The 6,024-nt window shown below is 68.9% G+C and carries 6 protein-coding genes; 5 read left to right on the top strand and 1 reads right to left on the bottom strand.

Annotated elements, in window-relative coordinates; genetic code table 11:
* From ACXJJV_RS01645 to ACXJJV_RS01635, 3 genes are all read left to right on the top strand, one after another.
* A partial coding sequence (locus ACXJJV_RS01645; RefSeq protein WP_456466437.1) for a hypothetical protein occupies positions 1–254 on the top strand: 254 nt, incomplete at its 5' end.
* Between the two features lie 178 nt (positions 255–432).
* A complete protein-coding gene (locus ACXJJV_RS01640) occupies positions 433–2,124 on the top strand; it encodes a metallophosphoesterase family protein (RefSeq protein ID WP_456466436.1) in 1,692 nt (563 codons plus the stop codon).
* A gap of 94 nt (positions 2,125–2,218) precedes the next feature.
* Positions 2,219–2,764, top strand: coding sequence for a phosphatase PAP2 family protein (locus ACXJJV_RS01635; RefSeq protein ID WP_456466435.1), 546 nt, complete (start codon positions 2,219–2,221; stop codon positions 2,762–2,764).
* 1,728 nt (positions 2,765–4,492) lie between these two features.
* On the opposite strand, the gene ACXJJV_RS01630 is transcribed toward ACXJJV_RS01635, so the two are convergent.
* Complete coding sequence (locus tag ACXJJV_RS01630) at positions 4,493–4,618, bottom strand: hypothetical protein (protein WP_456466434.1); 126 nt, start codon at positions 4,616–4,618, stop codon at positions 4,493–4,495.
* 299 nt (positions 4,619–4,917) lie between these two features.
* Between ACXJJV_RS01630 and ACXJJV_RS01625 the strand changes: the two genes are divergently transcribed.
* The gene (locus ACXJJV_RS01625) at positions 4,918–5,466 is read left to right on the top strand and encodes a hypothetical protein (protein WP_456466433.1); all 549 of its coding nucleotides are present in this window, start codon (positions 4,918–4,920) and stop codon (positions 5,464–5,466) included.
* The gene (locus tag ACXJJV_RS01620; RefSeq protein WP_456466432.1) at positions 5,463–5,969 is read left to right on the top strand and encodes a hypothetical protein; all 507 of its coding nucleotides are present in this window, start codon (positions 5,463–5,465) and stop codon (positions 5,967–5,969) included. Before ACXJJV_RS01625 ends, ACXJJV_RS01620 begins: the two co-directional genes overlap by 4 nt.
* The last annotated feature ends 55 nt before the right edge of the window (positions 5,970–6,024 follow it).

The raw sequence follows: 6,024 nt of genomic DNA, 5'->3' as shown, positions 1-6,024 counted from the left end.
TCCTACCCGCCGTCCCCCCGGTGATCGGCATCAGGGGCGCGACCCACGTCCGGATCACGTCCGACTCCATCGAGATCGTCTGGTGCTACGGCTACCTCAACCGACGCGAGCGGATACCGAGGCACCTCGTCGACCGCGTCGACGTGCTGGAGCGGGGTGGCAGGGCGCTGGTGCGCCTGCTGGTCCGGGGTCACGGGTGCGTGTACGCGCCCGTCGGCGACCCCGACGGGCTCCTGGAGGCGCTGGGCCGATGACCCGGCCCGCCAATCGTTCCGAGGATCATAACGTCAACCCGGCGACGACGCCCGCGCGAACCGGTGCGCTTTTCCCAGTTTGAGAACTACGGTTCACGGACAAGGAACACAAGTTCCGTGGGGGTGGGAACCGCTGCGGGCGACCCTCACCGCCCTGGCGCTCGCCCTCCTGACGGCCTTGACCCCGGGCTGGGCGTACGGGTTCTCGCAGTTCTGGCCCCCCTCGTTCACGTCGGAGGGGAACACGATCACCGTCCGGTTCCCGGACCCGTCACTGACCGGGGAGATCGTGTACGGGCCGGCGGCGCCCGGGGACGTCCCGTACCCCGTGTGGCGGTTCCGAGCGCGGCTGGAGCACGGGACCGCCCGACTGACGGTGCCGCCGAAGGACACGTTCAACACGTCGCGGACCGAGCGTCGGGTGCAGACCCTGTGGCTGAAGGTGGTGATCCAGGGTCGCCCGGCATTCTACCTACCGGTCCAGGTGGCGCGGGAGGGCGACGCGATCCGGGTGCTGGAGGGCTCGGTGGTGTGCGGCCCGCTCGTGTACTGCCCACGGCCGGACGGGTGCGTGATCTGGTACCGAACGCTGCGCCCTGTGATCACGGAGACGCTCATACTGGACGAGACCGGCCGCGTCGTCTGCTCGGCCCGCGACCCGCGACCGGCGGAGATCCACCGCATCATCGTCCGGGGACTGCGACCGAACGCGGAGTACCGACTGATCGTGCGGTGGCAGGGGTACGAGCTCGCCCAGCGAAGGTTCCGAACGGCGCCCCCGGCGGGCACCGCGGGGTTCACCTTCGCGTTCACCGCGGACAGCCGCTCCGACGAGCGACCGAACGTGTCCAACGGGACCGGGGACGCGGACGCCTACGGCTGCAACGTGTGGGCCCTCCAGCGCGCGCTCGCGCTCGCGGTCGCCCGAGGCGCCCGGTTCCTGGTCTTCCCCGGCGACCTCATCTGGGGGCGGGGCCGCTCGGAGGACGAGATCAGACTGCAGTACTGGAACTGGCTGCAGGCGGTATCACCCTGGGAACCCCTGATCCCCGTGTACGTGGGGTACGGGAACCACGAGGCCTACGTGGGGGACGAGCGCCTGTTCTCCGAGCTGTTCGTGACCCCGGCCGAGCTGGGACAGGGCCCGGCCGACGCGTCGGAGGGCGAGGGGATGCCGCGGTACGGCGACACGGTCTACTACTTCAGGTACGGTAACGTGGCGATCGTCACGCTGAATAACTGCTACACCCCGGACGTCCGGGCGCACGACTACGGGTTCGTGCGACGAAGGCAGCTGGAGTGGCTGAACCGGGTGCTGGACGAGCTGGACCGGGACCCGAGCGTCCGCTTCGTCCTCGTGGCCATGCACGTGCCCCCGTTCCGCGTCGCCAAGCCGGGATGGGGCGTCAAGCCGGCGCACCTCGAGGACCTAAACCGACTGCTCGAGACGCTGATGCGGCACCGCAAGGTCGTGGCCCTCCTGTGCGGCCACGACCACTGCTACGCCCGGTACCTCATCACCCGCGACTTCCCCATGTACCCGCCCGACTGGAGCGGCCGGGACATCCGCAGGGAACCGTGGTTCCGACCCCTGTGGGTGCTCATCAACGGCAACGCCGGGGCGCCCGTCTACGGGCTCGCCGACAACCCATGGAACGACCGACTCCAGGCCTTCAGGATCGCGCCTGCCCACGTGACGCTGTTCCACGTGCAGGGCGACCGGCTCGTCGTCGAGACCTACGACGCCGTGACCGGGGAACCCGTGGACCGGTTCGAGATCCCCGCCCCCACCCCGACGACCGGAGGCGGCCCCACCCTACCGGTCCCGGTGATCCCCCTGATCCCACCAAGGCGCCGGACCACCCCCTAGCCCCCACGCCCCCCGGGCCAATCGTTACGATCAACGTAACGATCCCCCGGCAGGCAGATCACCCCGCGAACGGCCAAGGGCGCGCGGGGTCCCGGTGCACCCGCACACCCCGGAAACCCTGATCCTACAACTCTGCCACGGCCTCCTCTACCCCTGGACCCTCTACCTGACCAAGACAATCAACATTATCCCACCCCTCCTCCTGCTATGGACCTACCTCCACCACCGCCGCACCGCCTACGTGCTCATGGCCGCCCTCCTCACCTCCCACGCGACCACCACCCTCCTCAAGCTGACCCTGAACGAGCCCCGACCCTCCACCCTCCACCTCGTGACCCCCCTAGCGCCCGTCGACCACCCACGCTGGAGCCTCCCCAGCGGCCACACCGCCCAAGCCTTCGCCCTCGCCACCGCCTACCACCTCCAACGCCGGGGCCACCTCTCACCCCTCCTCTGGACCTGGGCGACGCTCATCGGCGCGACCCGAATCCTCCTGGGCGTACACTGGCCCCACGACGTCCTCGCCGGCGCCCTCGTGGGAATCGGGGCGGCCCTGTTCACCCACCGGACCTCGAAGCTATGGACCCGCCTCCTCGCCACCCTGGACCCACTAGCCCGGAAGACGACCCGGACGGCGTGATCGAAGAGCCCCCCCCCGAACGTCGATTCCCCACCGACTCCTCCCCAGGCCCACCCACCGGACGATCACGCCCGCCACGATGACCCCGCCCCCAACCGGGGAACCCAGCGCAGCGAGCCCAGGGTAGCGCGACGAACACGTCTCACCGTCGAAATCCAAACACGGGTCGGCGCATCGTCAGCCCCCCATAGGCAACTCACACCAAGGTGGAGAGGCCGAGCGACTACCCTTCGAACACGCCACCCGGTGCATCAGGACCGAACCGATCCCGGACCGACCCTACAGGAGCCTGGCGCTCCCCGAGACCGCCGGGATCCCGAAAGATCCTACAATCACCCACTGGAGTACCTCACGCTAACCGATGACCGGGGACCTCGTCCCACCGGTCCTCGGGACCCACGAACCTCGCCTAACCGGGCCGGAAACGGTGGCGACTGACCCGACCCCGGACCGGTAGCGAACCCGACGAAGGCTTACCAGCACGTAGCCGGCGCATTTAAGAGTCCGGAAGGCAGCGCCGCCGACGGAAGCGCCCCGGGGCGCGTCGGCGCCACCCGACCGGAATTGCGAGGGACCCTAAGTTTCGGGACCCCGCCGTCACCCGGGTCCCGAACCGATGACGCGCCACCCCGAAGACGACCGATCCGGCGCGATCCCGGACCCGACGATCCTCCAACCTCACGGTCGAGTTCGCGCGGTCGGTCGGACCGGAGTCGTTCCCGGTCCACCGTCGCCCCTCGAAGGCTTCGTAGAGGGCTCGCACGTCGGGGGTCGACCCGAAGCCCGGTAACCCGAGCCCCGGAGCGACGAAGATCGCGCGGTAGGAGCGACCGCAGGTGCGCCACGGTTCGAGCCCCGCGACGGGCGTGCCGGGTGCGCGCCCACGGCAAACCCGGCCAGCGCTGGCCCGACGCCCGAACTCGCATTCACCCTTTACCCACTGCCCCGGGATCCAACCGCACCGCGCGACCCGGTAGTGGAACCCTAGCGAACCCTGGCCCCATCATCCCAGGATCCTCCTCGAGGTCGGAGTCGCCGGCGCGCACCGAATCCCGGGGCCAAGACCACCAGGGCAACGGTCGTGCGCGTCACCGATGACGCCCGGCAACCCGAGCGCTCCACCGTCCCCGGCACCGGCCACCGGACCGGCTACCCGGAGCGCCCGCTCCGAAGCCTGACAACCACCGGAAGGCCCCCTATGACCGGGACCGCGCGGAACCACCCGACCGGGTCGGCGGGATAAGCCCGGAAACCCCGACGCTTTCAATCCGACGTCCCACTTCGCGCCGACCGGGTAGGGAGAGAACCGAAACCGGAAACCGAACCCGGAGCCGGGATCAGAGAACCCCCGAAACCGTCCACCCGCGCCCCCTACGGGCACCGCCGCACGTGACTCGCGCGCCTCGGCGAGCCCCGCCACCGGAGGGTGAAAAGACGCGTCAAGGTTATCTCCTCTGCGCAGAAACTGGGCAGCCCCACCAGGGGTGGGAGTCAGGCGCCCACCATCGGATCCTATCGCCGCTACTCCTCTACCTCCTGGTCGTCGCCGCGCCGGCGGCGGGTTCCACCCAGGCGTCCCAGGGGGTCCAGTGCCGGTGGCCGGTGGGCCACCTGGCGGCGTACGACTTCACCATGCCGGCCCAAATCGCGGCGATCGTCCCGGGGGGACGGCACCGAAAAGCCCGGCCTGTTCTACGTAAGAACTTACGAGATCCAGCTCTCGTACAGCTACGCCGACCAGGGAATGAGCGTCACGTTCTCAACGTCCCTGCTGGCGGTGGCCCTGATCCGCGGACGGAGCGTGAAGGGCGTCACCATGATCGGGGCCTCGTACTCGGCGTCGTACTCGGACACGTCCGGACAGCTTCAGCGTCGGGAGTGCTGCTGCCGGAGTCGATCAACGCCGATGGCACGGTGAACCGAAAGTTCGAGCTTCACCTTAACCAGGGTCAGAACCCGAACCCATCCTTCTCCACCACCGGATTACTGGCGCCCTCCAACGGGCACCTAGCCCCCGTCACCGTCCACCTCAAGCCCGACGGGAGCCGGCTAAGGATCACCTAGCGTTCGAGGCAAGTTCACCACCGTGACCGCGGACGTGGGGGAGTCCATTCAGCGGGTTCTGGGATCCGTGGACCTGCGACCACCGCACGGTGATCCTCGTTGAGACCCGGCAGGGCGTCCGGGCGCTCCTCCTGGACCGATCCTCGGGCACGGTGATCCGGCTAAGCAACGTTAAGATCGGGCGCGGCGACTACGCCGGTAGCCCAACGTTCCGGGACAGCCTCGCGATCGCCGTCCCGGAGTCCAACGGCGTCACCCTCGCCCTCCTAACGCCGGGCGGGTTCAACCCACTAACGCCCGCACTGGTGGTGCGGATCAGAGGCAACGTCAGCGTCCTGGACGTGAGACCCTACCTGAGCTACATCCTGACCGCCGCCGAGGTGAACGGCACCGTCACCCTCCTGGCCGTGAACCCGCTCCCACCGAAACTACTCCCGGTGAAGAAAGAGAGCGAGGACGCCCGTCAAATCACCTTCTCCGTGGACCTGGACGGGACGACCCTCAAGGTAACCTACGATAAGTCAAACCAGAGGATCGTCAGCGCGAGCACGGAGTCCACAACCGTCGGCAACGCGACCACTCCACAGCTCACGATCGAGCGCCCGAACCCGGCGAACCCGCAGGCGCACGGGGCGTGAAGCTCGACCTTAACAAGGACATCACGCTGAAGAACCTCTCCAAGCTCGCCACCGTCAAGGTCCTGACGGACTCCGGCACGACCACCGGGACTCTCTACCTCCTCGACACGAACTGGGGCCGGTTCTACGGGGCGGTCGCGGGCGACCGGCTCGTGCTGATACCGGCCGAGGTGCACCCGATCCGGCGCGTGAAGGGCGAGCCGACCACCCTCACGGTCCGGGTGGACGCCCAATCGAACCCCGACGGCACGGTGACCGTAACCGTTCACGACCCGGTGCTCGGCGACCTGAAGGTGCCCGGATGCGCCGTCCGGGACCGGAACGTCGCCCCAGCCGCCTTCCCGACGCAGGGCCTGATCCGGGCGCTCCGGAACCGGGGCCTGACCGTCGACACCGTCACGCTGGGATCCTTCGCCCCCGCCCTGATCACGGGGCAAGTCCGGTTCGACGGATCCACCCCCGGTGCTCCATCCTACTGCCCAGCGGCGCCCAAGTCACCGTGAACGGGATTCTGCTACTGGCGCTGGCGCTGAAGGACGGCAAGCTCGCCGTGATCAC

The sequence above is a fragment of the Methanopyrus sp. genome (assembly GCF_053997775.1).
Note: the sequence above shows the minus strand (reverse complement) of the source record. Positions and strands in the feature narration are given on the sequence as shown.